Here is a 26,018-nt window from a genome sequence, read left to right as displayed (position 1 = left end):
GAGGATGCGTTGTTCAAATTGCGCCGTTCGCTAGCTTGTATATTGGCTTGCAGCCTGTTTTACACCATGCTGTCGTACGCCGACGGGCAAAGCTTTGACGAGTGGGTGCAGGATTTCAGCCGCGATGCGCAGGCGCAAGGGATTTCGGCGGCGACGTTGCAGGCGGCCCTGGCGGATGCCCAGCCGATAGACCGCGTGGTCGAGCTGGACCAGGCGCAGCCTGAGTTCGTGCAAACCTTCCTCGGCTACCTCGGCCGCCGAGTGACGCCGAAGCAGATCGCGCGCGGGCAGGGCTTGCTGCAGGAGCAAGCGCCTGTGCTGCAGGCGGTGGAGCAGAAGTACGGCGTGCCCGCCGCTGTATTGCTGGCCTTCTGGGGGCTGGAAACTAATTACGGCCAGACGCTTGGCAGCTTTTCCACACCCAAGGCGTTGGCGACGCTCGCTTACGAGGGGCGGCGCCATGCGTTCTTCCGCAGCCAGCTGCTGGATGCCTTGCGCATCATCGATGCGGGCCATATCGAGGCCGGCAACATGGTGGGGTCGTGGGCTGGCGCGGTCGGGCACATGCAATTCATGCCCTCGACCTTCCTGGCCTATGCCGAGGACGGTGACGGGGACGGCAGGATCAACGTCTGGCAATCCATCCCCGATGCCATGGCTTCCGCGGGACATTACTTGAGCTCGATAGGCTGGAAGCGCGATGAGCCCATCGCCGTCGAGGTGGCGCTGCCTGGGGATTTTGCCTGGCAGCAGGCCGCCATCAATCAAAAGCGCAGCGTGGAGCAATGGCAGGCCCTTGGCGTGCAGGCGGCGGACCAGACCGCTCTGCCAGCCGGCCTCAATGCGGCGATTGTGCTGCCGCAAGGCTGGCGCGGCCCGGCCTTCATGGTGTTTGATAATTTCAACGTGGTGATGCAATGGAACCGTTCCACCAGCTATGCGCTGACAGTGGCGCACCTTGCCAGCCGCCTGCAGGGCGGGCCTGCGTTGGTTGGCGGCGCCGGGGCCGAGCAGGAGGCGGTGAGCATAGATGCCGTCAAGCGCCTGCAGAGGCAATTGACGGATCTGGGCTTTGATACCGGCGGCAGCGACGGCCTGCCCGGCCCCAAGACCCAGGCGGCAATCCGCGGCTATCAACTGGCACATGCCTTGCCTGCGGACGGTTACGCATCGCCCAACCTGATGCAACACGTCGCCACCACGCTTGCCAGCCAGACGGTGGATACCGAGTTGATTCCGGGCTTCCCTGGCACGCAGCCTTGATTGGGCTGCCGCAAGGAGAGATGCAGCAAGAGAGATTCGAAACGTGAAATTAAATACAGTGAAATATTCAAACAATAGTCAAAGGAGAAACGCAGATGAGCAAGGATAGCGTGAGTCGGGACCGCAAGCTGCGCTGGGGCATACTGGGCGCGGCACGCGTCAATGAGCGCCTGTTGCCCGCCATCGTCGATGCAGCCAATGCCGAGCTGGTGGCGATTGCCAGCCGCCGTCCGGGGGCCGCCGCTGCAACCGTGCAAAAGCATGCGCCCCAGGCGGCAAGCGCCGTGAAGTGCTATGACGAGCCTGAAGCATTGCTTGACGACGACAATGTCGAGGCCGTTTACCTGCCGATGTCCAACCACGAGCATACCGAATGGGCGTTGAAGGCGATTGCGAAGGGCAAGCACGTGCTGATCGAGAAACCGCTGGCGCTGACCGTGGCCGATGTGGATGCTATTACGAATGCAGCACAGCAGCAGGGCGTGACCGTGATGGAAGGCTTCATGTACGTCTTCCATCCGCAATTCGCGCGCGTGCAAGAGTTGCTGCGTTCCGGCGTGATCGGCGACGTGAAATTCGTGCGCGCGAGCTACTCCTTCATCATGAAGCCCGCGCGGCTCTACCGCCTGGAAAAGGATGTGGACCATGGCGGCGGCGCGATGTGGGATATCGGGCCCTATGCCATCCATTCGTTGCGCAGCTGTTTCGGCACCGAACCCAAGAGCGTCGTGACGATAGCGCAATATACTGAAAGCGGGGCGGACATCGCAACCAGCGGCGTATTCGATTTCGGCGAAGGCAGGCAAGGGCAGTTCGATATCGGCTTCGAATGCTCGCGCCGTTCCGAATACCAGGTGACCGGCAGCAAGGGCGGCCTGAAATGCCACACCGTCTGGCAGCAGGCGGGCGACGTGCCGGTCATCACCTGGTGGACCGAGGACGGCCGCTTTTGGGAAGAGCGCCTGCCCGCAAGCAGCCATTTCATCCTCGAAATCGAGCATTTCAGCGACTGCGTGCTCAACGGCAAGCCGCCGTTCCTCAGCCTGGCGGATGCGCGCGGCAACTGCAAGGCGATCGTGGCGGCGATGCAGTCCGCCGCGGAAGGCCAGCGGGTCGAGATTTCCCAGGACTAGGCCGAGAGGCGGCAGGCAGAACAGGCCTGTCGCTTACGGTTTACCGCTCTTTCACTGATGACGCTTCTTGACGGGTAGCTGGGAAAGAACCACCCCAAGCAATGCCATGCCGCCGCCGATAAGGTGATAGGCGTGCAAACGCTCATGCAGTATCGCCACCGCCAGCCCCGCCGTGAACACGGGCAGCAAGTTCATGGTCATGCTGCAACGGTTGGGGCCGAGGTGTTCAATTCCCTTGATCCAGCAAAACGGCAACGCGACGGAAGCCAATATGCCCGCATACAGGACCAGGGGCAGCGATTGGGCACTGAGCTGCGCTTGCCCTGTCGGGACGAACAGCATCATGGGCGTCATAAAGGCCAATGCCGCCAGCGCTTGGAGATAGGTGGACTGCCAAGCGGGTAGGGCCAGTTTCCAATACCTCAGCAGGACGCTGTACAGCGCATAGCTGCTGACGGCAGCCAGCATCAAGAGATCCCCTACATGCCAGCCGCCTTGCAGCAGCTTGGCGATATGCCCCTGGCCGACCAGGTATAGCGTCCCCGTCAACGCAATGGCCGCCCCGAGCAGCATGACGGGCGTGGGGCGGTCGCGCAGCACCAATGTGCTCATCAGTAATGTCGCCAGCGGAGTCAGCGCGGTAATGATGGCCATATTGGTAGCGGTGGAAGTGTTGGCGGCCCAATAAGACAGGCATTGGTAAAACGCCATGCTGAGGAAGCCGAGGAACAATAGCTTGGGCAATGCCTGCTTGACCGCTTTGCGGTTTCTCCATGCGGGTATCGCGATAAACACCGACATCAGCACGACCGCCACGATCAGGCGGTAAAAGGTGATCGCAGGCGGCGCGATGATGCCGGCCGCGAGTTTGGAAACGATCACGTTGCCAGCCCACAATGCCATTGCCGTCAGGGGAAAAAGCCAGAATCTCATGTCGTGATGCCTATTCAAAATCAGGAGTGGCGATCATGGCATTCCCTGAATGAGACCGTCTCACGATAAAATGACAATCTTTATCTCAAAAGCGACATGTCATGGTCCATCCCGATGCGCATATTCTTTTCGAACATGCCGCCATGCCGGTGACTGCGATGGCGGCCGATTATCCGGACCGCCATTTCATCGAAGCGCATGCGCACCGCCGGGCGCAGTTCCTTTATGCGACGCATGGCATCATGCTGATCGAGACCCAGCAAGGGCGCTGGATCGCACCTCCCAGCCGGGGCGTATGGCTGCAGGCGGGTGTGGAGCATACCGTGCGCATGCGCGGCAATGTCAGGATGCGGACGTTGTTCGTCGACCCGGATGCCGCGCCTGGGCTGCCCAGGGGCAACTGCGTCGTATCCGTCTCGCCTTTGCTCAGGGAGCTGATCCTGGCAGCGACGGAGGTCCCGCTGGAATACGAGATGGAAAGCAGAAACGGCCGCCTCATGCGCTTTCTGCTGGACGAGCTGCGCGAATTGCCGGTGCTGCCTTTGCATATTCCATGGCCGGCGAATGAGAGGCTGGGCGCGTTGTGCCGGCAAATTTACGATCATCCCGACGCGCCAGCCAATGCCGGGGAGTGGGCGGATAAGCTGGCGATGAGCGTACGCACGTTTCACCGGCACTTCCGCAGCGAGACCGGCATTACGTTCGCGCAATGGCGCCAGCTCGCGCGGCTGCTGAGGTCATTGGAGCGCCTGGCGGAAGGGGCCTCCATATTGCAGGTGTCGCTGGAGCACGGCTACGCGAGCCAGAGCGCCTATGCTGCATTGTTCAAGCGCAATTTCGGCGTGCCGCCTTCCGCTTTTTATCGCTAGCGGCGGCAATATCGCATTGTCCCGGGTCGCGTGTTTGAATTGCGGCATGAGCAGCCGTTTTGTAATATACTTGCCAAGCAATTGGAGATGGCATTCCTCCATAAGGTTAAACACCTTTCAACCGCTGTAACAGCTAATGATGCCTACACGAATCCCGGGACCGGGATGTGTAGGCATATCTGTGCACCTTGTCCCGATGTTGATGCAAACAGAGGACAAGAGCATGCAAAACCCATATCACATAAGCTCAGGCCAATATTCGGGTGCAGGCATTACATGCCCGCCGCAACCCTATGCGCCGATAAAACCCAGGTTGCCTCCCGTGCCGCCGCCTGACCAGGGCTTGCCGGCCGATATAATTCCTGCTCCAATTTTCCAAGCTTGCTTTTTGAAAGGGATGTAATGAATCAGGTAATGCTCGTGGCCTTGGGCGGCGCAATCGGCTCAGTCGCACGCTTCAAGCTTTCGGGGCTGGTCTTGCGCTACAGCCTGGATTGGCGGTTCCCGTTCCCCACTTTCACGGTCAACATCATCGGCTGCCTGGTCATCGGCATCCTGGCCGGACTTGCCTCAAGGGAAGGGTTCATGTCAGCCGATATGCGCGTCCTGCTTTTTACCGGATTGGTGGGCGGGTTCACCACGTTTTCCGCCTTCGGGCTGGAAACCATGGTATTGCTGCGCGAAGGCCATATCGGCATTGCTGCCGCGTACGTCGTTGCAAGCATCGTCGTTGGGCTGGCGGTGATGTGGCTCGGGTTCGAGCTGGCCAAGATTGCGATGCAGGCTTGAACGCATTGTCCGGCTGAAGCGCGGCCGGCAAAAGCTTAAAGCAGCCTGATGTCGCTCAGCCCTTCCGCGCAGGTATCGCGGATGATGCGCGCAAGGTCCTGCGTGTAGGGCCTTGCCATGACGTCCGGCATGCCGAGCGCATGCAGCTCGGACCACAGTCCCTTGCGGCCGATGGGCTTCGCAATCACGTACTCATGCTCCACGTAGCTTTGTATGCCCCAGTTGGGCAAGGCGGCAATGCCGCGGCGGCTGGCGACCAATTGCATGATGGCGATGGTGAGCTCGCTGGTGCGGCGGCTGAATTCGATATTGGCAGGCTTGAGCACCTGGCGGATGACGTCGATGCGCTCTTCCGGCACCGGGTAGGTGATCAGGGTTTGACCCGCGAAATCTTCCGCCATCAGGCGCGGCTTGTTGCGCAGCTCGTGCTCGGGCGGCAACACCCCCATGATCTCGAACTTGAATAGCGGAATCGCGCCGAGTTCGCGCTGTTTCTCCGGTAGGCTGCCGATCACGAGATCGGCCTTGCCGTCGTGCAGCAAGTGCCAGGGATCGCTATGGAAACCGGCCACCAAATCCAGCTCGACTTCCGGCCAGGCACGGCGGAAGGCGTCCATCACCGGGGTGAGCCAGTCGAAGCAGGTGTGGCATTCCAGCACGATCCTCAACTCCCCCGATTGGTCGCTCTTGAGGCGGATCAGGTCGCGCTCGGCCTTTTCCTGCGCTTCCAGCACTTCCCTTGCCAATGCCAGCAACCGTTCCCCGGCGGGCGTGAAGCGGATGCCGTGCGCCGTGCGCTGGAACAGGGTGGTGTCGTAATGCTTCTCCAGCACACGGATCTGGTGCGAGAGCGCGGATTGCGTGAGGAAGACCCGCTCTGCGGCGTGGGCCAGTTTTCCAGTGTCGGCAATCGCGATCAGGGATTTCAGGTGGCGGATTTCCAGCATAAGAAGCTTGGATAGATATGAAATGAATTCAATTTTACCAAAAAAACTTTCGCTTTTTTAAATTGCTTGCCTGCCGGAAAATTCCCGGTTTCGTCAAAAAATCAGGCAAGGCATTGGGTATGGCAAGCGCACATATTCTCGGGTATCCGCGCATCGGTGAAAGACGTGCGCTCAAATACGCCCTGGAGGCATTCTGGAAGGGCGACCTGACTGCGGCGGGATTGCAGGAAATAGGCAAGGGACTGCGGGAGCAGCATTGGAACAAGCAAAAGCGGCTGGACTTCATTACTGCAGGGGATTTCTCATTCTACGACCACGTGCTCGACCACGCGGTGATGTTCGGCGCTATCCCTAGAAGGTTTGGCTTACAGGGCGCTTTATCCGAACATGACTATTTCGCGCTGGCGCGCGGCAATGCCGTCCAGCCGGCCATGAAAACCGCCAGGTGGTTCGATACCGACTATCACTATATCGTGCCGGAGCTCGATGCGGATACCGGCTTCACGATCAACGCCCATGAGTTCCTGAGCCAGCTCGACGAAGCGCAGGCGCGTTCCAGGCCGGTCAAGGCGGCGTTGCTGGGTCCTGTCAGCCTGCTGTATTTGAGCAGGGCGGATGGCTGCGACCGTTTGCAGCTGCTGGATAGGCTGGCGGAACAGTACGTGCATTTGCTGAAGGAGCTGTACCACCGCAAGATTGCCTGTCTGCAGCTTGAGGAACCCATTCTTGCCTTGAACCTGGACGATGCATGGCTGGGCGCTTTCGAACGCGCATACGCCTGGTTCCGCACGCAGCGGCCTAAAATATTGCTCGGCACCTATTTCGGCAATGTGGCGCGTTATCAAGGATTCGTCACCCATTTGCCCGTCGACGGCATCCATCTCGACCTGGTGCGCGCACCTGAACAATTGGCGCCCTGGCTCAATGCCTTGCCTGGACATTGGATATTGTCTGCCGGCATCGTGGATGGCCTCAACGCCTGGCGCAACGACCTGCGGCAAAGCCTCGATATGCTGCAGCCCGTGGCGCAGAAGCTCGGCGACAGGCTATGGGTCGCGCCCAGCTGCTCCTTGCTGCACTTGCCGGCGGTGGTTGCGCAGGAACAGGTGTCGGACGAGGAAACCAAATCCCGAATGGCCTTTGCCGACGACAAGATTGCCGAGGTGGTCGCGCTGGCGCGCGGGCTGAATGAAGGCGAGGGCAGCATTGCCGACGAGTTGCTGGCCTCCGACGCCGCAGTGCAATCACGCCGTGCTTCCGCCTCTACCGAGCAATAAATCCACGGGCTTGGGAAGCGATCCCATAGCTGGTTGATGCTGCTTCATATGGAAAAACCTGATAATAAACACCAACTATTTTCATTAGATTCAGCGCCGGATGTTCCTCATAATGCATGACCGATAAGCGATTTTTGCCGGGATGGTTGCCGGCATGATGGTCAATGAGGGCATGGAAACCGACATGAGCAATGACGTATGGCGATGCGGTCGTTGTGATTTTGTGTATGACGAACTGCTGGGACAGCATGAAAAAGGCATCTTGCCGGGCACGGCCTGGGAGGCGTTGCCGCAACATTGGACATGCGCCGTGTGCGGCGCCGGCCGTGCGGAATTTGCGCCGGTGGCCCTGGAGGATTACTTGCAAATGCGCTTCGGCGTGGAAACCCAGCCATGATGTCCGCCAGGTGAGATCATGGATCGCAAGCGGATCAGGGAGCAATTGATACAGGCAAGAATGTCGCTCGACAGCTTGTCCGTTGCCGGGATGAACGCGGCAATCGCCCAGTGTTTCAAATCCGTTTTCGAGAGCATCTACGGCCGCAGTATCGGCTGCTACTGGCCGATCAAGGGGGAGTTCGACAGCATCCCGCTGATGATGGACTTGCACAAGGCCGGAAGCATTGTCTCCCTGCCGGAAATAGATGATGAAAATGCGCAACTGACATTCAGGCAATGGCATCCCGAAGCCATGATGACCAGGGGCAGGCTGCAGATAGCGTTTCCCGTGAATACCGATTACGAGCAGCCGGAAATACTGCTCATCCCGCTGGTCGGCTTTGATCTGCATGGCTACCGGCTGGGGTGCGGCGGGGGGTATTACGACAGGACATTGCATCGTCTCGACCCGCCGCCCATTACCATTGGCATCGGTTACGAGACCGGATTGCTGGACGACCTCATGCCCCGGCCTGGAGAGGTGCCGATGGAATTCGTCCTGACGGAAAACGGCTTGCGTTACTTCCGCTCCGGCAAGCCGGAATGGATAATATCCCCCCAGCGCGTGGAAATGCTGATGCGCGATCTGTATTTTTTCCATTTCCGTTCCCGCCATGAAGCGGCATGGTCTTCCCCTGTGTGCTACGGCGGCGAGTAACAAAAGAAAGCCCGAAAAACAAGCGGGTGTGCATCACGGAGTGTTAAGCCGACCTAGTGCTGCGACCAGTCGAATTCCTTCTTGGAGGCTTCCCTGAGCGTCTTCAACACTTGCGACATCACGGCATTGTTCTTGTTGCGCGGATACATGAGGTAGATCGGGTAGGAGAACTCCGGCGACGCCTCGACCACGGCCAGCTCGCCGTTTTCGATGTATTTCTGCACGACCCGGCTCCTGAAGTAGCCGCTGCCGCCGTATTCCAGGATGTGGTTCAACGCTAGCGGGCCGAGGTTGATCGAGAGGCCGGGCTTGGCGAACTCGACCAGGGCGGAATCATGCTGCTGCTTGAAATAGTCTCCCCAGTCGATATAGATATAGGGCTCCGGATTGCGGGTTGACCTGACCATGATGAGCTTTTCTTCCAGCAGCTCCTCGATCTGCATGCCCGACCAATAGTCGGGACGGTGCACCAACGCGGCATCCATGATGCCGCCTTCCAGTTTTTTGTGCAGCGTCGCGGCTTCTCCCACTTCCACGCGGATGGCGATGGAGGGCACTTCTTCCCGCAGGCAGTTGAACCATTGCAGTAGCAGGGGGTTCCACAGGCTGATTTCCCCGCCTATCGTGATTGTGTTCACCGTGCCTTCCGGCAAGGGCAGGTCGCGCTTGGCTGCGTGCCAGGTCTGCACCATCTGCTGAGCGTAGGCAGTGAACCTGACGCCGTTGTCCGTTAGTTTCGCCCCGCTGCGGTTGCGCACGAACAACTGGCAGCCAAGCAATTCCTCCAATGTCTTGATGCGGGTGGTGATCGTCGTCTGCGTCACATGCAGCCGTTCGGCCGCGGCAATGAAGCTGCCCGACTGGATGATTTCAAGGAATGTCCTGGCGAGGGTGATATCCATATCAATTTCCTATATATCAATTTTTCCAATATTAAATTGGTTTAAATTTCATTATTAATTGATTTTATACCGGATCATAATCAGCCATCAATGCGTTTGGCATCGTGACGATTTTGAAAACAAGACCGGAAATATTCAAGGAAGAGCATTGGCAGGAGGTTGTGGATCTCACCAACCGCCTGGACGAGAAGCAGTGCATCTGGCTCTCCGGCTATCTCGCTGGGCGCGTGAATATGCAGCCATTGACGGCGCATGCGGCACAAGCGGAAACATTGGATGAGATCGTCGTCTGCCACGGCGGCGAAACGGGCAATTCCAAAAAAATAGCGCTGCAGGCGGAGAAGAAGCTCTCCGCGCTCGGCTACAGGAACAAGGTCCTGGACCTCGCTGAAGTCACCCTGCGCCAGTTTGCCAAGCTGCGCATGGCGGTCATCATCTGCAGCACGCATGGCGACGGCGACCCGCCTGAGCCGATAGCGGCTTTCTACCACAGCCTGATGTCGTCCAGGTTGCCGCTGGACGCCATGCGCTATGCGGTGCTGGCATTGGGGGATTCGTCCTACGAGCATTTCTGCGTCACTGGCATCAATATCGATGAAAAACTGCGGCAGTCCGGCGCGAGCAGCCTGCTGGAACGGCAAAACTGCGATACCGACTTCCAGAAAACGGCGGATGCCTGGCTGGACGCCCTGATCGCCAAGCTGCCAGCGCCGGACGGCGCCCAAGCCCACGCCGACATGCCGGAAGCCGTCAGGCCTGCGGTCAAGGAGATAGACAAGCATTATCCCGTCACCGTCAGCATCGCGGAAAACATCAACCTGAGCGCCAAAGGACGCCGGGATGCCGTCCATCATCTGGTCTGCGAATTGGGGGAGCACACCTTGCCTCTGGTGGCGGGCGATGCCGTCGGCATCTGGGTGAAGAACCCCGCGGAGATGGTGGAGGAGCTGTTGCAGGCCACGCACCTGAACGGCGAACAGACTGTCAGCGTCGAGGGCGTCAGCCTGAGCCTGGCGCAGGCCTTGCGCGACAAACTGGACATTACGGTGCCCAGCCGCGATTTCGGCCAGTTGTGGGAGTCGCTGGATACTTCCGGCATGTTTCATGCCGCGATGGGGGATACGGAAAAAAGCAAGAAGGATTTCCTCAAGAGCAAGCCCTTGCTGGAGCTGGTCAAACAGTTCCGCGTGACCGTGAATGCGCAGCAGCTCGTCGATGTATTGCGGCCCTTGCAGCCGCGACTCTACGATGTTGCCAACAGCCTGAAGCAGTCGCCAGAGGAATTACACCTGTGCGTCAGGAAATATCTCTATACCAAGGAAGACAGCCTATACCCCGGCGTCGGCTCGCATTATCTGGCTGATTTGAACGCCGGGGATGCGCTGGCGGTATTCCCGCACCGGCACCAGCGTTTCCATATGCCCGAGAACCGCGAGGCGCCTCTGATCCTGGTGGCGGACAGCACCGGCATCGCGCCCTTCATCGCCTTCCTGCAGGAAATGGAGGCGGAGCAGAAGCCGCATGAGTGCTGGCTGGTGTTTTCCGAGCGCAGCTTCGAGGATGATTTCCTCTACCAGTCCGTCCTGCTGAAATTCCTCGCCTCCGGCACGCTGAAATGCCTGCATCCGGTGTTCTACGGCGATACCACGGACGACGTGATTTTCGATGCGATCGTGCAGCACGAATCCCGGTTCAGGGATTGGCTCTCGCGCGGCGGACACCTGTATTTCAGCGGCGACAAGCCCCTGATGACGAAAACGGAAGAGTCCCTGAAAGCCTGGTTCAAGTCCAGGGAGGACGGTGCCTGGGAATCGTTGGCCGCTGAAAAGCGTTTACACAAGAATTTATATTGAGGTGCGCCATGGATGATAAATTCGCCCATCTTCTGAGTCGTCTCGAGCATTTCAACAGCAACGAGACGGTCAAGTACGAAAGCAACTATCTCAGGGGCACGATCGACGCCGGGCTGAAGGATCCAGTGACCGGCAGCGTGCCTTTCAACGATACATTGCTGCTCAAGTTCCACGGCATTTACCAGCAGGACGACCGCGACCTGCGCGCGGAGCGCCAGCACAGGTTCCTGGAGCCCAATTACCAGTTCATGGTGCGCGTGCGCATTCCGGGAGGCTTGCTCAGCAAGCAGCAATGGACAGGGCTGGACAGCATCTCGCGGAAATATGCGGAGCGCGGCTTGCGGATCACCACCCGCCAGACCATCCAGTTCCACGGCATCCGTAAGGGCAGCATGAAGAAATGCATGCAGGCCCTGAGAGGCATTGGCCTGGATACGATCGCCGCCTGCGGCGACGACAGCCGCGGGGTGGTGTGCGGTGGCAACCCGATGATTTCGGCCATTTCCCGGAAAGTGCAGGAAATCGCGCGGCAGACCTCGCAGCGGCTGATCCCGAAAACCGGCGCCTATCCCGAGATATGGTATGAGGAATCGCGTCCGGTGCAGCCTGTTGATGCGGAGCCTGTGTATGGGCCGCTGTATCTGCCGCGCAAGTTCAAGGTCGGCTTCGTCGTGCCGCCCATCAATGATATTGACGTCTACGGGCAGGATGTCGGCTTCATCGCCGTCGTGCAGGGTAACAAATTGCTGGGCTTCAACCTATGCGTGGGGGGCGGCATGGGCCAGATCGACGCCAGGGAGGACAGCTACCCCAGGCTGGCGCAGGAGATTGGTTTCGTCCAGGCCGACGAGGCGACGGAAGTGGCGGAAATCATCATGGGCATCCAGCGCGATTACGGCGACCGGCAGGACAGACACCAGGCCCGCTTCAAATACACGCTGGACCGGCTGGGCATGCCCTGGTTCCTCGATGAACTGCAAAAACGCCGTGGCAAACCCTTGGCGGCGGCGTTCCCCGTCAAGTTCACCAAGAACGGTGACGACATCGGCTGGAAGCACGGCGCCGACGGGTTGTGGCAATGCACGCTGCATATCGAGAGCGGCCGAGTCAATGGCGCGCTCCGCGACCAATTGGCCGCGCTGCTCCAGCAATACGACGGCGGCATCCGGCTGACCACCAACCAGAATCTGCAGCTCACGGACATCCACGACTACGCCTTGCCGCATCTCAAGGTCAGGCTGGAGGACCTGGGGCTGGCGCCATTGCTGCAGCCCAACCTGCAGGCCGCTTACACCATGAGCTGCGTCGCGCTGCCCACCTGCGGGCTGGCGATGGCGGAAGCGGAGCGCTACCTGCCCGAGTTCCTGCCGAAATTCAACCAGATCAAGGCCAATTACGGGTTGCAGGGCTTGCCGATCACCTTGCGTATCACCGGCTGCCCCAACGGATGCGCGCGGCCCTATATTGCGGAGATTGCACTGACCGGGCGGGCGCACGGCCTGTACAACTTGTACCTTGGCGGCAGCCATACCGGCAACCGGCTGGCCAGGCTGTATGCGAAGAATGTCAATGAAATGAAGATACTCACCATATTGAACGAGTTGATGCAGCGCTACAAATTGCTGGCGAATCCCGCCGAGAAGTTCGGCGATTTTTTGGTGAGGACCACGCTGCTGGATGGTGTGGCCGCTCATCTGGAACATGCATAAGAACCAATGAAAAGGAAGTGAATGATGAGCGGTTACTTGTTTATACAAAGCCAGGACCAGTTTTACGACGCGAGGACCAGCGCGCAATACGAGATGGCCATCGCCCTTGCGGACACCGGGGAGCGTGTCGACGTCCTGCTGGTGCAGAACGCGGTGCTGTCCGCGCGGAAGGGCGTGGCGACGACAGTATTCGACCGGTTGAGTGCGCGCCAGATCAGGGTTTACGCGGACGATTTATCCCTGCGGCAAAGGGAGATCGCGCAGGACGAACTCAATGCCCTGGTCGAACCGGCGCAGATCAATATGGTGATCGACGCCATGCTGAGCGGCGACAAGGTGGTCTGGTGGTGACGCCTGTGTGCTGTCTATTTATTCAGAACTTATAGAGGAACTCAGCATGGAAAACCGGAAATTGACATTTGCCTTTATGGACCCTCCGTTTGAGAACGAAAGAACGATCACATTTTTCAGGCTTGTGGATGCCGCGCTGGATGCGGGCGCGGATGTGCAGGTATTCGCCTATGAAGGCGCGGCGGCCCTGGCGTTCGCGCTGCAGAAAGCGCATGGCAACTCCGTGCATCACCGCGATGCCGCGGAGGAGGCGCACCCCTTGACCAAGGACTGGATCGCCGCCTTGCAGGTCAAGGCGCAGCGGCTAGGCTGGCAATTGGACTGGGTCAATTGCGGATTATGCGTAGACGAGCGGGGCGTCAACGAGAGCATTCCCGGCTGCAAGCGCGGCTCGCCAGCCGACTTGTGGCGTTATGCCTCAGGCTCGTTCAACACCTTGGTAATCGGGACGCGATGATATGAAGATTCTGCAAATTGTCGAACAGGCATTCAGGACGCTGAGCGAGGAACAGGACGACACGATTCTCTGGCTCACGCAATCCATGCTGGGCGCTGGCGCGAACCTGGATGTGCTCTTGTCTGGAAATGCGGTCTATTACGCTGTGATGAGGCATAGGCAGCCTGCCCTGAAAATCGGCGCCTGGCTGCAGCAGGAGCCGGCCGATATTCCCACCGACCTGGGCAGGATACTGGAGCAGGGCGTGCCAGTGTATGTGCTGAACGAAGACTTGCTCGAGCGCGGGCTGAACGTTGGCATGCTGCGGCCATCGGTCCAGGCGATAGACCGCGGCAAGCTGGCCAGCCTCTACAACCAGGCAGACCGGGTCTGGCAGTGGTGAGGAGGCAAGGAATGCCATGTTGACGCCGTCCCGCATACTCAGGCACCTCCACCTGTCTCCCGTCAGGGTCGGCATCGTGGGCGGTACCGGATATGTGGGCGCGGAGCTGGTCAGACTGCTGGCGGCACATCCCCATGTGCGGCTGCATGCGGTGACCTCGCGCGGCAACGTGGGCAGATGCGTCAACGAGCATTACCCCTATATTGCGAAATTCCTAAACCTCAGGTTCGTGGATGTCCAGGATCCTGCGCTGCAGGAATGCGACGTGGTGATTTTTTCCACGCCGCTGGGCGCTGCGATGAAATACGCCGGGGTATTTTTACAGAAGGGCATACGTATTATCGACCTGTCCCCCGATTTCAGCCTCGGAGATGCGCAAAGGTGGAAATCCTGTTTTGCCTGCGAACATCCGGGCGCGGCCTTGATTTCCACGGCAGTTTTCGGATTGCCTGCCATCAATAGAAGCGCCATCAAGACGGCTGCATTGGTGCATAGCCCCGGCAGCTACGGCACCGCCATCATCCTTGGCGCGTTACCGTTATTGCGAACAGGATTGCTGCGGGAAGGCGCCCTGCTTGCGGATATTGTCGTCGGCATGACCTCGCACGGCAGAGTGGCCCCCGACATAGCGGGGGAAAGCCTGGACGCCTTGGCAATATTCGATGCTGAACTGCCGCTGGTCAAGTTTGAAGTGGAGCATGTCATTTCCCGTATTTACGGCAGGCATCTTGAACTGACTTGTACGCCGCACGCCGCACAACTGATCACCGGATTGCACGCCACCTTGCATTTCAAGGCGGAAGCGGGTCTCAACCTGTTCGAGCTTTACAAGGATTTTTACGGAAAAGAGGTATATGTCGATGTGCTGCCCGCGGGCTGCGTGCCTGAAACACGCCATGTGCGCGGCTCCAGTTACTGCAAGATTGCGCCGCACAAGCAAAAAAATGACGGGACGGCGGTGATCCTGGTCGCGATGGACAACCTGGTGAAGGGCGCGGCCGGCCAGGCCATACAGAACCTGAACATCATGTTGGGGTTGCGGGAGTCGGAAGGGTTGCAAGCCATGCATGCCGACCCGAAAGGACATACAGCATAAGCAACGCTGCCGGTATGGCGTAAACAGCCGAATGTTGAATACGGGGCTTGCATTGCGCAGGATGTTGGCCGCAGCGCGGGTTATTCACGATATTTTCTAGGAGGCGCCATGTTTGCCAATTCATTTATATTGATTCTGCTCACGCTGGTGATCGGGCTGCCTCCGCTGGTGTTTCTGTTCATGGCGCTGGCTGCCGGGTATCTGGACGATGATGGTTCTTCCGCTGCATCCATTTTCGAAGTCGAGGAGCTGCGCTACGCGCGACCGTGGGAAAGCCGCAGGCAATTGCAGGATCGCGTACAGCAGCATGGCTACCTGCTGAACAACCCAAGACCTGAATGGGAGCGCTGGCTATGAGTACCACAGGAAAAGGCAATACGCATCACGAACATCCATCATGGCAGGCCAAGGCCAGCGCCGAAGAGATGACTGTGTACGACCAATCCGGCCGGCGGCCGGTGCTGCTGGGGTTCCTGATTGCCGTCATCTGGCTGCTGGCCGGGACGGTATTGGGCGACTTGAGCAGCTTCAAGTTCGACCGGCCGGACCTGCTGACCGGGCAAGCCTATCTTACCTTCGGCCGCATCCGCCCGGCCCACCTCAATGCCATGGTCTACGGTTGGGCCAGCACTGCCATGTTTTCTGTTTCCCTCTGGCTGATGCCCAGGCTGTGCCGCACGCCGTTGCGCTGGGGAGGGCTGGCGACCTGGGGCATCCTGATCTGGACCCTGGGGCTGGCGATCGGGCTGGGGTTGCTGCTGGCCGGACACAGCGACGGCCTGGAATGGCTGGAGTTGGACAGGGTGTGGGCCGACCCGCTGCTGGTGGCAGGGGCCGCCATGGTCGGCGCGTCGGTGTGCAGAACGCTGGCCGCGCGCAACGTGCATCATATGTATGTATCGGTCTGGTATGTGGCGGCATCCTATCCCTGGTTCCTGATTATCTTTCTCGCGGGAAACCTGCCTTTCTATCGCGGGGCGGAGTCCGCGGCGGTCAACTGGTTCTACGCGCATAACGCCTTGGGCCTCTGGCTCACGGCCGTCAACCTGGCATTGATCTATTACCTGCTGCCCAAGATCATCGGCAGGCCGATCTATTCATATTGGCTGTCGCTGGTCGGGTTCTGGGCGCTGGCGTTGTTCTACGCACTCAACGGCATGCACCACCTGATCGGCGGGCCGATTCCTTCATGGATGATCGCGACGTCGATCACCGCCAGCATCATGATGGTGATTCCCGTGATCGCGGTCGGCATCAATCAGCACATGACCGTAGTCGGGCGCTTCGGCGCCATGCGCTATTCGCCAGCGCTGACCCTCGCCGTCATCGCGGCGATGTCCTATACCGCGGTGTCGCTGCAGGGCATCCTGACGGCGCTGGTCAGCGTCAACCGCATCACCCACTTCACCCACTGGACCATCGCCCATTCCCATCTGGGGCTGTACATGTTCGTGACCCTGTCGCTGTTCGGCGGTATGTACTACATCTTGCCGAGAGTGCTGAAGCGTGAGTGGCCGAGCCGCAGCCTGATACGCATCCATATCCTGCTGACGGGCGGCGGGATGGCGCTGTACATCGTCGCGCTGGGCATAGGCGGCGTCCTGCAGGGCCTGAACCTGCTGGCGCCCGGCGTGGGATTCGAGGCATCGGTCGCGAGCACCAAGCCCTGGCTGCTGCTGCGCAGCATCTCGGCGGTGATTATCTCGGCCGGGCACGTGGCCTTCATCTATCATGCCTGGCTGCTTGCATTCTCCCGGCGCGGACGTGCATCGCAAACGCCTCCTTTCATTGAGTTCAAGCCTGTGCTGGTGAAAAGGAGGCCATCATGACGAGAATCTTCGTATTGATCATGGGGGCGCTGGCGACTGTCATCTTCGCCCTGGTGATATTGGTGATATTGCCCACCAGCATGCTGTCCACGCTGGAAGCGCCGCCGCAATTGAAACAGCCGGGACCCCAGGAGCAGTTGGGGCGGCAAATCTATATCAGTAACGGCTGCATCTATTGCCACACGCAACAGGTGAGGGATTCCGCCTTTACGACGGACGTAAGCAAGGGGCTGGGCAACCGGCCCTCGGTGCCGGAGGATTACATCCATGATGCGCCGCACCTGCTCGGCACCATGCGCACCGGGCCGGACCTCTTCAACGTCGGGGCGCGGCTGCCGGACCGCAACTGGCACTTGCTGCACCTGTATCAGCCGCGCGCGCTGGTGTCCTGGTCCATCATGCCTGCGTTTCCTTTCCTGTTCAAACACAAGCCTCAGGCAGAAGCGGGAGACAAGGTATTGCAGGTGCCTGCCGCATTCGCCCCGAAGCAGGGCGTGATCGTAACCACGCCGGAGGCGGAAGCGCTGGTGGATTACCTGGTCAGCCTGCAGCATCACTATCCGGCTCCCGGCAACGCAGCCGCCAAGGAGGCACAGCCATGAACAGGAAGCATTCTTCGCCATCCAGGCAGGCTCATGCCGGGAAAAATACCAATTCCCAGCGAAGTATGCAGGATCAGCGCGGCGACCAGATCATTTATGAAACTCCCGAGCCGTTCGAGGATATGGTCAGCGGGCCATTATGGTTTTACCTGCTGGTAGGGGTGGCGCTGGTGGCCGGGTCGTTCTACCTGGGACGCCATATGGGCAGCCTGGATACCAGGGCGCACAACGGATTTTTGCACGCGCCTGCTTCGCAGGATGCTCAGCCAGCTTTCGCCCAGGCGAGCGCGGTTTCGGGAGCCGCCATTTATACCAGCCGCTGCGTCAGTTGCCATCAGGCCAGCGGGCAGGGCGTTCCCGGCGCATTTCCGCCTTTGGTCAAGTCGCATTATGTGCTGGGCGACCCGGAAATCCTGCTGCGCATCGTGCTGCAGGGGCTGCAAGGCGAAGTACAGGTAGAAGGGCAAACCTACAATGGCCTGATGCCGCCGTGGCAGGACCAACTGAGTGACGAGGAAGTGGCCGCCGTGGCCAGCCACATCCGCAGCGAACTCGGCGGCAACAGCGCGGACAAGGTGGATGCGGCGCTGGTGAAGCACGTCAGGGAGGCCAGCAAGGATAGGCAAAAGCCCTGGACCGTCCAAGAGCTGGAGGCGCTGGGAAAATGAGGAGGATGCGATCATGAATACACAGCAAAAGCAGCGGGAATCGTTGACGGTCTCCGGGTTTTTCCAGCAGCCGCAGCAAGTGGACAAGGTGCTGTCGGCCTGCCTGCAGCGCGGCATTCCGCGCGACCTGATCGACCTTGCCTTGTCCGAACAGGCGGCTGCCAGGTTCACAGCGCTCAAACCCGGCAGGAATACGGACAACTGGTTCGCCTGGACAGGCCGGGGCGCGTTGGCCGGGCTGCTCATCAGCTCTGTGCTGACCTTGGGCATCATTCTGACCATGGAGTATGAAGTCAGCGAGCGGATGGCGGTGATCCAGTTATTGGGGCCGGATATCGGGATTGTCGTGGGCGCGGTGCTTGGGGCGGTTTACGGCTGGCTGCATGAAAGCGAGACCAATGCCCTCATGCAGCGCGCCGCCGAGCGCGACGATGCCATGCTGTTGCTGGTCTATATGCAGCCGCCGGACGAGGCGGCGCAGGTGGCTGACATATTCAGCACGCATGGCGGCCAGGGCGTGCTTGCGGAGCCTATGCAAGCACGCTAGGCGTATAGCCATTGTGGCGTTAGTTGACGATTGCTTGGACTACTTGCATTTGACGGCACCCTCCCGTCCCTTGTCCCACGTCGTCAGCCAGGGATCAATTGCTGCTGCACACTCATTCAGCTGCCGGCATGATGAGCCTGGAAATTTCTTCCACGCTTTCCGGGCGCACCACACGGCCGACTTCCTGTCCATCCCGCAACAGGATCAAGGTCGGCCATAACTTTACCTTGAAGCTGCGGCCCAGCCGCCTGCCTCTGCCGTCCTCGATGCGCTCGTGACGCAGGGCGTGCGATTGCTTTAATGCCGCGTTGAGCGAAGGCTGTGCCGCCTGGCAAAAGCCGCACCAGCTGGCGCCGAACTCCAGCAACAGCCATCCGGGCGTTGCATCGATATCGTCGCGGCTTGGTTCTGGATTCAAGGCTGGTTTCATTGTCTGGCTTGGCGAAATTTACGTTTCATGATAGGTGATTGTTGCACGACAGCCGTGCCCATGAATGACCAAAATCCGTGTAAAAAATTCGCAAAAAATTTCCCCTTAAAAATCCTGTATATATCTCAAAAAAACAATATCTAGTGTTTTTTGGTGTACACAAGCACATTTTATTGCGCTATAGTCCACCCCATCTACGGTGTTCGACGGTTGTTCGATTACGTCGGAAAAAGGGAATGCGGTCGCAGGGCGGTGCCTTGCCAAGCCGCAGCTGCCCCCGCAACTGTAACCAGTGAGTGGCATGCCAACAAGGGTCACTGGGCCTGAAAGTGTGAGGCCCGGGAAGACAGGCCGGTCATGTGGACCTGGGAGCCAGGAAACCTGCCGTAGATCATTTTCATAACGTTTGAGGCGGGGTGTCCTCGGCCGGATAGGGTATTGCGCTGCTGGGTCGGCGCCTTGTCCGTCATGCTGCTTTGTGATTGTTGCTCGGTTGCCTCGGCAATTGATGCGTGGTCATGAGGATGCCTTGCTTCCTGACAGGGAGCCTTAGATGACAAAGTATGAATCCATGAATGCCACCAAGCGGGATGGTCGCCAGGAGCCGATCAACCTGGACAAGATCCATCGCGTGATCGATTGGGCGGCGCAGGGACTGGACAACGTATCGGTATCGCAGGTCGAGCTGAAATCGCATATCCAGTTCTATGACGGGATTCGTACCGACGTCATCCATGAAACCATCATCAAGTCTGCCGCGGATTTAATCTCCGAGGACACGCCGGATTACCAGTACCTGGCGGCACGCCTGTCGATTTTCCACCTGCGCAAGATTGCCTACGGCCAGTTCGAGCCGCCGCACTTGTTCGACCACGTCACCAAGCTCACCGAGATGGGCAAGTACGACCAGCATCTCCTCGCCGACTATAGCCGTGAAGAGTTCAACGAGCTCAACGACCATATCGACCACTGGCGCGACATGAACTTCTCCTATGCCGCCGTGAAGCAGCTGGAAGGCAAATACCTGGTGCAGAACCGGGTGACCAAGAAAATCTACGAGAGCCCGCAGTTCCTTTATATCCTGGTGGCGATGAGCCTATTCGCCAAGTACGAGGGCAAGGCGCGTCTGGAATACATCAAGCGCTTCTACGATGCGGTGTCCACTTTCAAGATTTCCCTGCCCACGCCCATCATGTCCGGCGTGCGCACGCCGACGCGCCAGTTCAGCTCCTGCGTGCTGATCGAGTGCGACGACAGCCTGGACAGCATCAACGCCACCACTAGCGCGATCGTGAAATACGTCTCGCAACGCGCGGGCATCGGCGTCAATGCCGGCCGCATCCGTGCGCTGGGCAGCGAGATCCGCGGCGGCGAGGCGCAGCATACCGGCTGCCTGCCGTTCTACAAGTTGTTCCAGGCGGCGGTGAAATCCTGCTCGCAGGGTGGCGTGCGCGGCGGCGCGGCGACCTTGTTCTACCCGTTGTGGCACCTGGAAGTCGAGTCGCTGCTGGTGCTCAAGAACAACCGCGGCGTCGAGGAAAACCGCGTGCGCCATCTCGACTACGGCGTGCAGATCAACCGCCTGCTGTACCAGCGTCTGATCAAGGGCGGCGACATCACGCTGTTCTCGCCGCACGACGTGCCCGGACTCTATGACGCCTTCTTCGCCGACCAGGACGAGTTCGAGCGCCTGTATACGCAATACGAGGCGGACGACAGCCTGCGCAAGCGCACGCTGCCGGCAGTGGACCTGTTCTCGCTCCTGATGCAGGAGCGGGCGGGCACGGGCCGCATCTACATCCAGAACGTCGACCATTGCAACACGCATAGCCCATTCAACCCCAAGCTGGCACCGGTGCGCCAATCCAACCTGTGCATGGAAATCGCGCTGCCGACGCACCCGCTCGAGGACATCAACGACGAGAACGGCGAGATCGCATTGTGCACCTTGTCCGCGTTCAACCTCGGCGCGCTGGAAAGCCTCGACGAACTGGAAGGGCTGGCCGACCTCGTGGTGCGTGCATTGGACGCCTTGCTCGAATACCAAGATTACCCGGTCAAGGCCGCGCTCAATGCCACCGATAAGCGCCGCTCGCTTGGCGTGGGCGTGATCAATTACGCCTATTACCTCGCCAAGAACGGCACCGGCTATACCGACGATGCGGCGCTGGGGCTGACCCACCGCACCTTCGAGGCGATCCAGTACTACCTGTTGAAGGCCTCGGTACAGCTCGCGCGCGAGTTCGGCCCTTGCGACGCGTTCAATGAAACCACTTATTCGCAAGGCCTGCTGCCCATCGACACCTATAAGAAGGACCTCGATGCGGTGTGCCAGGAAGCGTTGCAACTGGACTGGGAGCAACTGCGCAAGGACATCGTCGCGCACGGCCTGCGCAATTCCACCCTGACCGCGCTGATGCCTTCCGAGACCTCCAGCCAGATCGCCAACGCCACCAACGGCATCGAGCCGCCGCGCGGCCTGGTGTCGGTCAAGCAGTCCAAGGACGGCATCCTGCGCCAGGTGGTGCCGGAGATCGAGCGCCTGCGCAACCAGTACCAATTGCTGTGGTCGCTGCCCAACAACGACGGCTACCTCAAGCTGGTGGGCATCATGCAGAAATTCGTCGACCAGTCGATTTCCTCCAACACCAATTACGATCCCAAGCGCTTCGAAGGCGGCAAGGTGCCGATGAAGCAATTGCTCAAGGACCTGCTGCAAGCCTACAAGCTGGGCGTGAAGACCCTGTACTACCACAACACCCGCGATGGCGCGAGCGAAGGCGGCGAGACCGGGGACGACGGATGCGAAAGCGGCGCGTGCAAGATCTAGGCAACGGGACTAAATAGAGCAGGGCGGCCATGCGCCGCCCTGACGGGATATATCGGGACAAGTCATGGCATACAGCATTTTTTCCAAGGTCGACAACGAACAACTGAAGGAGCCGATGTTCTTCGGGCAGCCGGTCAACGTGGCGCGTTACGACCAGCAGAAATACCCGGTGTTCGAGAAACTGATCGAGAAGCAGCTTTCCTTCTTCTGGCGTCCGGAAGAGGTGGACGTGTCGCAGGACCGCATCGACTACCAGGGCTTGCCCGACCATGAGAAGCATATTTTCATCAGCAACCTGAAATATCAGACGCTGCTCGATTCCATCCAGGGCCGCAGCCCCAATGTGGCCTTGCTGCCGCTGGTGTCGCTGCCCGAGCTGGAAACCTGGGTCGAGACCTGGGCGTTCTCGGAAACCATCCATTCGCGCTCCTATACCCACATCATCCGCAACATCGTCTCCGATCCGGCGCTGATCTTCGACGATATTGTGCGCAACGAGAACATCGTGGCGCGGGCGAGCGATATTTCCGCCTATTACGACGACCTGATCCATTACACCATGCTGTATTCGCAGCTGGGCGAGGGCGATCACGTCATCAACGGCGAGACCAAGACGGTCAACCTGCGTGAGCTGAAGAAGCTGCTGTACCTGTGCCTGATGAGCGTCAATATTCTGGAGGCGATCCGCTTCTATGTCAGCTTTGCTTGCTCGTTTGCATTCGCCGAGCGAAAGGTGATGGAAGGCAATGCCAAGATCATCCGCCTGATCGCGCGCGACGAGGCGCTGCATCTCACCGGCACCCAGCATATGCTCAACATCATGCGCAGCGGGCAGGACGACCCCGAATTCGCCGGTATTGCCAGCGAACTGCAGGACGAGTGCTTCGAGATGTTCAGGCGCGCGGCGGAGCAGGAGAAGAAATGGGCCGACTATTTGTTCAAGGACGGCTCCATGATCGGCCTCAACCGCGACATCCTCTGCCAGTACGTGGAATACATCACCAACAACCGCATGGCCTCTGTCGGCTTGCCTGCCGCGTTCCCCAATGCCAAGAGCAACCCCATCCCCTGGATCAATACCTGGCTGGCGTCCGATACGGTGCAGGTCGCGCCGCAGGAAGTGGAGCTGAGCTCCTACCTCATCGGCCAGATCGATTCCGAGGTCAGTTCCGACGATCTCGGCGACTTCGAGCTTTGAGCACGGTCCGCACCCAGCACACCAGCTTTAGCCTCATCCCCCAAGAAACCCTGCTCGACGGCCTCGAGCGTACCGGCCACGAAGTGGAGTACCAGTGCAGAGGAGGCTATTGCGGCATGTGCCGGGTGCGCCTGCTGGACGGCGAGGTGCAATACCTCGAGCAACCCTTGGCATTCGTTGCCGCCGACGAAATCCTGCCGTGCTGTTGCGTACCTAGGTCGGATGTCAGGGTGGATTGCGAACTCAGGCCCGAACTGCGGGGGTGGCAAGGGCAGGAAGACATGTTCCCCGTGCAGCAGCCGCTTTTCGCCGATACGTTGCCTCTACCGGAGCAGCCTTCTACGAAGAAAACACGTAGAAAAAGGACTAGCAAATCCGCTGCATCGGCAAGCAATTTATCTTTGTTCTAAAGTTGTTGTTTTTTTGCCGAACTCATCAGTACAAAAGTGTAAATAAAATGTAACAATTATTATTTCCCAATGCTGTTGAGAATTATTTTTAATAGAATCGCTGCTTTTCTTTCGTCAGGGAAAAGCAATGAAGCAAACTCCAATATTGGCAGTCCAGAAGCCAAAACTCGTCTATCTCATGGTCAGCGCATTGTTTGCAATGCCTGCCATTGCAGCGGATAGCGATAGTTCGGTATTACCAGAAGTAGCCGTCGTCGGCGCCAAGGCTGGCGGTGAAAGCAGCAGCTATGTTGCCAAGAAGACCAAAAGCTCAACCAAGACCGATACGCCTGTCGTAGAAACGCCGCAATCCATTTCGATTGTTGATCGCAAGGAACTGGATGACCGTAATGCGCAGACCTTGAACGAGGCTGTTGCATACACTGCAGGCGTGAGATCCGAGGTCGGCGGTATGGATAGCCGAGCCGACAGTTATTCCATTCGCGGCATCAAGGGCGGTATGGAAGCAGATGCTGGTACATCCAACCTTTTTCAAGATGGACTTAAGGTACCGGCTGGCGGCATGTGGAACCGCGCTACCTTTGATAATTTCGGCTTGGAGCGTATAGAAGTGCTCAAGGGACCATCGGCAGCCGTGTACGGACAGATCACGCCCGGTGGCATGATCAACCTTGTCAGCAAGCGGCCAACGATAAACCAAGTGAATGAAGTGCGTTTGCAGGGCGGCAGTTTTGACCAATACAAAGCAGCATTCGATATCGGCGGCAGCCTAGCTGACGATCAGTCGGTTTTGTTCAGGTTGGTGGGCTCGTTCAATGATGGCGGCTCCCAGATCAAACATAACGATTTGCAACGTACCTACTTCGCACCAAGCCTGCTTTGGCAGATTTCGGACAAGACCAGTCTGACATTGCTGGCGCAGTACCAGCGGGACAAGGGCGGATCGACTTTCCAGTTCTTGCCATATTACGGCACCGTGGCATTTAACTCAGTGATCGGGCGGCGGTTGGATCGCGACACTTTCTATGGGGACAATGATTGGAATACCTATGATCGTGAGCAATCAAGCGTAGGCTGGGAATTCGACCACCGCTTCAACGACACATGGCGGTTCCGCCAGAACTTGCGTTATACCAGCATTGAAAATACTTATAAGGCTGTGATTGGTGGTATCTCAAATGGCAGTGCTGTAAATGGCTTGTATTCCCGCCGCGCTACGCTTGGGGAAGGTAAGTCCGATGGGGTAGCCGTTGATAATCAGTTGCAGGCGGATTTTTCGACTGGCGCATTGCAACATACAGTGTTGTTGGGGCTGGATGCTCAGCGATTTAGCTGGAAAAACGACCGTTATAATAGTGTTAACTTTAATAACGTTAATCCCATTTCGTTATTTAATCCTGGGCCCGCCAGCGCAGGGGATTATTCTCTCAATTTGGGTTGGTCTCAGGATGTAGATCAAAAGCAAACAGGCGCTTATATTCAAGAGCAGGCTGCATTGGGCAACTGGCGCTTCAGTCTGGGCGGTCGCTACGACTATTTCGATAATACGATGTTCAATGCCTTCAATGGTCGTCGATTCGCTTATAACGATCATGCGTTTACATGGCGTACTGGCGCAGTTTATCAATTCGATAATGGCATTGCTCCGTTCGTCAGTTATTCCACCTCGTTCGATCCAGGCATGTTAGGCGTTGCAATGCTGAACGACGCAGATGTGAAGCCTGTAAAAGGCAAGCAGTACGAGGCAGGCGTAAAATATCAGCCGCCCGGTAGCAACAGCTTGATTACCGCTTCTGTGTATGAATTGTCGCAGGATAATCGCATGGTGACTTCTGGAGTGAGTACCTGTGCTGGAGCATTGGGAGCGGCTTGCTACACCCAAGTGGACGCAAGGATTCGTGGTTTCGAGTTGGAAGGTAAGGCTGCTGTCACCGATAACTTCAGTTTGTTGGGTAGCTACACCTATATGGATAGCGAAATTACCGATAGCAACAGTACAGCTGAGATCGAGGGCCGCGCTATTCCTCAGGTTGCAAAACATATGTCATCGCTGTGGGCAAATTATGCTTTTACGACCGGTTACCTTGATGGATTGAGCGTAGGGCTGGGTGCGCGCTATGTTGGCGGAACTTACGGAGTAGCTTCCCCAGCGTCGGGCGCTCCGACTGACAACCGTTATCTGCATACCGACGCTTATACAACCTATGATGCTGCGGTACGCTATAACCTGAAGTCATTAGGCTACTCTGGCGCTGAGTTTGCGATTAATGCCAGCAACTTGACCGATAGATTATATGTGACGACATGTACAACGATGGGCGCTTGCTACTACGGTTCAGGCCGTGTAGTCAACGCTACCCTGAAGTACAACTGGTAATTTGATCCAGGGCGATTGTCCGCGATGAGCGGGCAATCGCTTTTTTATGGATGAATAATGTGAAGCTGAA

26 protein-coding genes and 2 riboswitches are annotated in these 26,018 nt (G+C 58.5%); of the genes, 22 read left to right on the top strand and 4 right to left on the bottom strand.

The genetic code is table 11. The features are described 5' to 3' along the window. The first annotated feature begins 9 nt into the window (after window positions 1-9). Window positions 10-1,263 carry a lytic murein transglycosylase gene (locus tag ACW4YW_RS02070; protein WP_457136032.1) on the top strand — a complete coding sequence of 418 codons (1,254 nt, stop codon included), beginning with the start codon at window positions 10-12 and terminating at the stop codon, window positions 1,261-1,263. 95 nt (window positions 1,264-1,358) lie between these two features. Continuing rightward, window positions 1,359-2,396 carry a Gfo/Idh/MocA family protein gene (locus ACW4YW_RS02065; protein WP_457136031.1) on the top strand — a complete coding sequence of 346 codons (1,038 nt, stop codon included), beginning with the start codon at window positions 1,359-1,361 and terminating at the stop codon, window positions 2,394-2,396. 51 nt (window positions 2,397-2,447) lie between these two features. Here ACW4YW_RS02065 and ACW4YW_RS02060 read toward each other — a convergent pair whose 3' ends face one another. After that, window positions 2,448-3,329, bottom strand: coding sequence for a DMT family transporter (locus ACW4YW_RS02060; protein ID WP_457136030.1), 882 nt, complete (start codon window positions 3,327-3,329; stop codon window positions 2,448-2,450). A 101-nt stretch (window positions 3,330-3,430) separates the two neighbouring features. On the opposite strand from ACW4YW_RS02060, the gene ACW4YW_RS02055 reads away from it, so the two are divergent. Together ACW4YW_RS02055 and crcB are read left to right on the top strand one after the other, a co-directional pair. Next, complete coding sequence (locus ACW4YW_RS02055; protein WP_457136029.1) at window positions 3,431-4,198, top strand: AraC family transcriptional regulator; 768 nt, start codon at window positions 3,431-3,433, stop codon at window positions 4,196-4,198. A 74-nt stretch (window positions 4,199-4,272) separates the two neighbouring features. Then, window positions 4,273-4,351: riboswitch (Fluoride riboswitch) on the top strand. Window positions 4,352-4,600: 249 nt separating this feature from the next. After that, window positions 4,601-4,987: a fluoride efflux transporter CrcB gene (crcB, locus tag ACW4YW_RS02050; protein WP_457136028.1), complete on the top strand. Its 387-nt coding sequence runs from the start codon at window positions 4,601-4,603 to the stop codon at window positions 4,985-4,987. A 35-nt stretch (window positions 4,988-5,022) separates the two neighbouring features. Here the strand turns inward: crcB and ACW4YW_RS02045 are convergent, their stop codons facing one another. After that, a complete protein-coding gene (locus tag ACW4YW_RS02045) occupies window positions 5,023-5,934 on the bottom strand; it encodes a LysR family transcriptional regulator (protein WP_457136027.1) in 912 nt (303 codons plus the stop codon). A 119-nt stretch (window positions 5,935-6,053) separates the two neighbouring features. Between ACW4YW_RS02045 and ACW4YW_RS02040 the strand changes: the two genes are divergently transcribed. From ACW4YW_RS02040 to ACW4YW_RS02030, 3 genes are all read left to right on the top strand, one after another. Then, window positions 6,054-7,211, top strand: coding sequence for a hypothetical protein (locus ACW4YW_RS02040; protein ID WP_457136026.1), 1,158 nt, complete (start codon window positions 6,054-6,056; stop codon window positions 7,209-7,211). A 154-nt stretch (window positions 7,212-7,365) separates the two neighbouring features. Next, on the top strand, window positions 7,366-7,608 hold the full coding sequence (locus ACW4YW_RS02035) for a rubredoxin (RefSeq protein WP_457136025.1): 243 nt from the start codon (window positions 7,366-7,368) through the stop codon (window positions 7,606-7,608). A gap of 18 nt (window positions 7,609-7,626) precedes the next feature. Then, entirely contained in the window at window positions 7,627-8,307 is a 681-nt protein-coding gene (locus tag ACW4YW_RS02030) for a 5-formyltetrahydrofolate cyclo-ligase (protein WP_457136024.1), read from the top strand. A 53-nt stretch (window positions 8,308-8,360) separates the two neighbouring features. On the opposite strand, the gene ACW4YW_RS02025 is transcribed toward ACW4YW_RS02030, so the two are convergent. Further along, window positions 8,361-9,209: a LysR family transcriptional regulator gene (locus ACW4YW_RS02025; protein ID WP_457136023.1), complete on the bottom strand. Its 849-nt coding sequence runs from the start codon at window positions 9,207-9,209 to the stop codon at window positions 8,361-8,363. 104 nt (window positions 9,210-9,313) lie between these two features. Here ACW4YW_RS02025 and ACW4YW_RS02020 point away from each other — a divergent pair, with 104 nt between their 5' ends. From ACW4YW_RS02020 to ACW4YW_RS01970, 11 genes are all read left to right on the top strand, one after another. Then, window positions 9,314-11,062, top strand: a complete 1,749-nt coding sequence (locus ACW4YW_RS02020; protein WP_457136022.1) for a diflavin oxidoreductase — start codon at window positions 9,314-9,316, stop codon at window positions 11,060-11,062. A gap of 8 nt (window positions 11,063-11,070) precedes the next feature. Beyond that, window positions 11,071-12,771 (top strand): NADPH-dependent assimilatory sulfite reductase hemoprotein subunit, encoded by a 1,701-nt coding sequence (locus ACW4YW_RS02015; protein WP_457136021.1) that lies wholly within the window; start codon window positions 11,071-11,073, stop codon window positions 12,769-12,771. Between the two features lie 21 nt (window positions 12,772-12,792). After that, window positions 12,793-13,122, top strand: a complete 330-nt coding sequence (locus ACW4YW_RS02010; protein WP_457136020.1) for a DsrE family protein — start codon at window positions 12,793-12,795, stop codon at window positions 13,120-13,122. A 46-nt stretch (window positions 13,123-13,168) separates the two neighbouring features. Beyond that, entirely contained in the window at window positions 13,169-13,579 is a 411-nt protein-coding gene (locus ACW4YW_RS02005; protein WP_457136019.1) for a DsrE family protein, read from the top strand. A 1-nt stretch (window position 13,580) separates the two neighbouring features. After that, complete coding sequence (locus ACW4YW_RS02000) at window positions 13,581-13,961, top strand: hypothetical protein (protein WP_457136018.1); 381 nt, start codon at window positions 13,581-13,583, stop codon at window positions 13,959-13,961. 16 nt (window positions 13,962-13,977) lie between these two features. After that, window positions 13,978-15,057 carry an N-acetyl-gamma-glutamyl-phosphate reductase gene (argC, locus tag ACW4YW_RS01995; RefSeq protein WP_457136017.1) on the top strand — a complete coding sequence of 360 codons (1,080 nt, stop codon included), beginning with the start codon at window positions 13,978-13,980 and terminating at the stop codon, window positions 15,055-15,057. 108 nt (window positions 15,058-15,165) lie between these two features. Beyond that, window positions 15,166-15,414, top strand: a complete 249-nt coding sequence (locus tag ACW4YW_RS01990) for a hypothetical protein (protein WP_457136016.1) — start codon at window positions 15,166-15,168, stop codon at window positions 15,412-15,414. Further along, the gene (locus tag ACW4YW_RS01985; protein WP_457136015.1) at window positions 15,411-16,886 is read left to right on the top strand and encodes a cbb3-type cytochrome c oxidase subunit I; all 1,476 of its coding nucleotides are present in this window, start codon (window positions 15,411-15,413) and stop codon (window positions 16,884-16,886) included. Before ACW4YW_RS01990 ends, ACW4YW_RS01985 begins: the two co-directional genes overlap by 4 nt. After that, complete coding sequence (locus tag ACW4YW_RS01980; RefSeq protein WP_457136014.1) at window positions 16,883-17,488, top strand: cbb3-type cytochrome c oxidase subunit II; 606 nt, start codon at window positions 16,883-16,885, stop codon at window positions 17,486-17,488. The genes ACW4YW_RS01985 and ACW4YW_RS01980 overlap by 4 nt, the downstream gene beginning before the upstream one ends. Further along, the gene (locus tag ACW4YW_RS01975; RefSeq protein ID WP_457136013.1) at window positions 17,485-18,156 is read left to right on the top strand and encodes a c-type cytochrome; all 672 of its coding nucleotides are present in this window, start codon (window positions 17,485-17,487) and stop codon (window positions 18,154-18,156) included. The genes ACW4YW_RS01980 and ACW4YW_RS01975 overlap by 4 nt, the downstream gene beginning before the upstream one ends. A gap of 13 nt (window positions 18,157-18,169) precedes the next feature. Then, window positions 18,170-18,703, top strand: coding sequence for a hypothetical protein (locus ACW4YW_RS01970; RefSeq protein WP_457136012.1), 534 nt, complete (start codon window positions 18,170-18,172; stop codon window positions 18,701-18,703). A gap of 112 nt (window positions 18,704-18,815) precedes the next feature. Here the strand turns inward: ACW4YW_RS01970 and ACW4YW_RS01965 are convergent, their stop codons facing one another. Next, the gene (locus tag ACW4YW_RS01965; RefSeq protein WP_457136011.1) at window positions 18,816-19,121 is read right to left on the bottom strand and encodes a thioredoxin family protein; all 306 of its coding nucleotides are present in this window, start codon (window positions 19,119-19,121) and stop codon (window positions 18,816-18,818) included. A gap of 202 nt (window positions 19,122-19,323) precedes the next feature. Beyond that, window positions 19,324-19,536, top strand: a riboswitch (cobalamin riboswitch). A 150-nt stretch (window positions 19,537-19,686) separates the two neighbouring features. On the opposite strand from ACW4YW_RS01965, the gene nrdA reads away from it, so the two are divergent. The 4 genes from nrdA (at window position 19,687) to ACW4YW_RS01945 (ending at window position 25,948) form a co-directional block, all read left to right on the top strand. Continuing rightward, window positions 19,687-21,963 (top strand): class 1a ribonucleoside-diphosphate reductase subunit alpha, encoded by a 2,277-nt coding sequence (gene nrdA / locus ACW4YW_RS01960; protein ID WP_457136010.1) that lies wholly within the window; start codon window positions 19,687-19,689, stop codon window positions 21,961-21,963. A gap of 64 nt (window positions 21,964-22,027) precedes the next feature. Next, the gene (gene nrdB, locus ACW4YW_RS01955) at window positions 22,028-23,161 is read left to right on the top strand and encodes a class Ia ribonucleoside-diphosphate reductase subunit beta (protein WP_407996422.1); all 1,134 of its coding nucleotides are present in this window, start codon (window positions 22,028-22,030) and stop codon (window positions 23,159-23,161) included. Further along, window positions 23,158-23,571, top strand: a complete 414-nt coding sequence (gene yfaE, locus ACW4YW_RS01950; RefSeq protein WP_457136009.1) for a class I ribonucleotide reductase maintenance protein YfaE — start codon at window positions 23,158-23,160, stop codon at window positions 23,569-23,571. The genes nrdB and yfaE overlap by 4 nt, the downstream gene beginning before the upstream one ends. Before the next feature lie 127 nt (window positions 23,572-23,698). After that, entirely contained in the window at window positions 23,699-25,948 is a 2,250-nt protein-coding gene (locus tag ACW4YW_RS01945; RefSeq protein WP_457136008.1) for a TonB-dependent siderophore receptor, read from the top strand. Window positions 25,949-26,018: the final 70 nt, after the last annotated feature.

The organism is Methylobacillus pratensis (assembly GCF_054072455.1).
Note: the sequence above shows the minus strand (reverse complement) of the source record. Positions and strands in the feature narration are given on the sequence as shown.